Origin of the sequence: Aliifodinibius sp. S!AR15-10, from assembly GCF_031569985.1 — a bacterium.
In the GTDB taxonomy this organism is placed as follows: domain Bacteria; phylum Bacteroidota; class Rhodothermia; order Balneolales; family Balneolaceae; genus JAMQKA01.
On record NZ_JAMQKA010000101.1, the window covers coordinates 1 to 2081 of the forward strand.

The window sequence follows — 2081 nt, forward strand, 5'->3', positions numbered from 1 at the left end:
AGCGGCTGCGAGAGGGCGTCTACACCTCCGGGCAGATTGATGCCCGCTGGTCTGATGAAATTGAGAAGGATTTTTCCCAGTGGCTGGAAGATCACATGGATGAGCTGCCGGTACCCAAAGAGCAAATCCAGGAGTTGCTGGAAACCCGCACTTGGTAGCTATTACCTGGACCATCTAAAGCAGATAAACTCCAACTTTTTACTGGGATGCAAGATGAACAAAAACATACGCCGATCATTTTTAGAATCGAACGCTGGTGATGCTGGAGGGCTAGCAGGTTTTGGAAAAGGATTGGAAGAAGCTATAGAAAAAAGAGCGAACCTCTTCTCCCGACCATCTGACTTGGAAATTACAGATATCAGTTGTGCCTTCTTGGGCAATGGTGACCCACTGTTTGTCAAGATTTTTACTAACCAGGATATTGTCGGCTACGGTGAAGCGGTGGATGCAGTCCGGGGTACATATGAGTTAATCCGAAATTTTGGATACCGTTTGAAAGGTGAAAACCCGTTGGATGTGCACCGTTTGTTTTATGAAATTCGGCGGGGTGGTGTTTTTTCAGGTGCTCAGGGTGGTAAATATGTGGCAGTCCTCTCTGCCGTAGAAGCCGCTTTGTGGGATCTGGCTGGAAAGGCACTAGGAGTACCAGTTTATCAATTGCTAGGTGGCAAATTCAGAGATAAAATACGCGTATATGTAGATTCTGCAGCACCTCACGCCGAGGGTCAAATGCCGACGCCTGAAGATTTTGCTAACGCAGCCAAAAAACTAAAAGCCCAGGGATACACCGCTATTAAGTTCGATATTGATGAGCGCGATGATCCTGCTCGGTACGATGAGTATAATTGGACTGCCAGCCCAGGTGAGCTTCGTCGTATTCATGATACGGTTGCAGCAGCACGAGAAGCTGTAGGTCCGGATATCGACATTTGCGTTGATGGGCATGGGCGGTATGATTTGCCAACTGGTAAGAAGATAGCAAACATTCTTGAGCCGTATGATTTGATGTGGCTGGAAGAGCCCATCCCGGCGGAAAACCCGGAGGCCTACCGATTAATTAATGAATCATCAAATATTCCCATCTGTGCCGGCGAAAACCATTTTCTTGCCCATGGAATCCGCCCATTGCTTGAGATCGGTGCCGTAGATATAATCATGCCGGACCTCCAAAAAGCCGGTGGATTGGGCGAAGCTCAGCGAATTGCTAACCTGGCCCAACTATATTATGTGCCATTTTCACCGCATATGGTAGCCTCATTTTTGGGCGCTATGGCCTCGTGCCATGTATGCGCTTCAGTACCAAATTTCATGATTATGGAATGGCAGACCTACTTCGACTCAAATCCAATGTGGAAAGAAATTGTGAATTATGACGGTCCAATGATTGAAGATGGATTTGTACCCCTCTCTGACAAACCGGGTATCGGAGTCGAGATTAACGAAGAGGGATTAAAACCATATGCGCAGGAAGGCGTTCCATATTTTGAGTCCATGTTAAACTAGTTTAAGCTAATAGCAGGAAAGCGCTTGGGTTATAGTTGCCAGGTTGAGATTAAGATTATTTACACTTCAAAAATAAACTTAAAACATAAAGATTATGGATAAGAAGTATTCACGACGTAATTTTTTAACCAAGACGGCATTAGGTGCGGGGGCGTTTGCTTCAGTTCCATTCTCGGGTGCCGGTATGGGATTAGAGGAAGCGGTCAAGGGCACCAAGAAGCACTCACGCCCCTCGGACCTTGAGATTACCGACCTAAAGGTTGGGTTTATCCGTGGGGGAAGCCACCTGTTTGTGAAGATATACACCAACCAGGACATCGTGGGCCACGGTGAGGGCGCCGATGCGGTGCGCGGCACGGATGAGTTGGTGCTGGGCTGGGGACGTCGCCTGAAGGGGCGCAACCCGCTGGATGTGCACCGGCTGTTTTATGAAATTCGGCGATCCGGCGTGTTCGGCGGGGCCCAGTCGGGGATGTACCTGGCGGCGCTGGCGGCCGTGGAAACGGCCCTGTGGGACCTGGCCGGGAAGGCGCTGGACATTCCGGTATACCAGCTGCTGGGGGGCAAGTTTCGCGACC

General features: G+C 49.4%; 1 protein-coding gene and 2 pseudogenes. All 3 read left to right on the forward strand.

Annotated features, from left to right (window positions below):
- Positions 1–158: pseudogene (locus NC796_RS26985) on the forward strand (RraA family protein); the annotation flags it as partial.
- A gap of 55 nt (positions 159–213) precedes the next feature.
- On the forward strand, positions 214–1503 hold the full coding sequence (locus NC796_RS26455; protein WP_310688888.1) for a mandelate racemase/muconate lactonizing enzyme family protein: 1290 nt from the start codon (positions 214–216) through the stop codon (positions 1501–1503).
- Positions 1504–1597: 94 nt separating this feature from the next.
- A pseudogene (locus tag NC796_RS26460) lies at positions 1598–2081 on the forward strand (mandelate racemase/muconate lactonizing enzyme family protein); the annotation flags it as partial.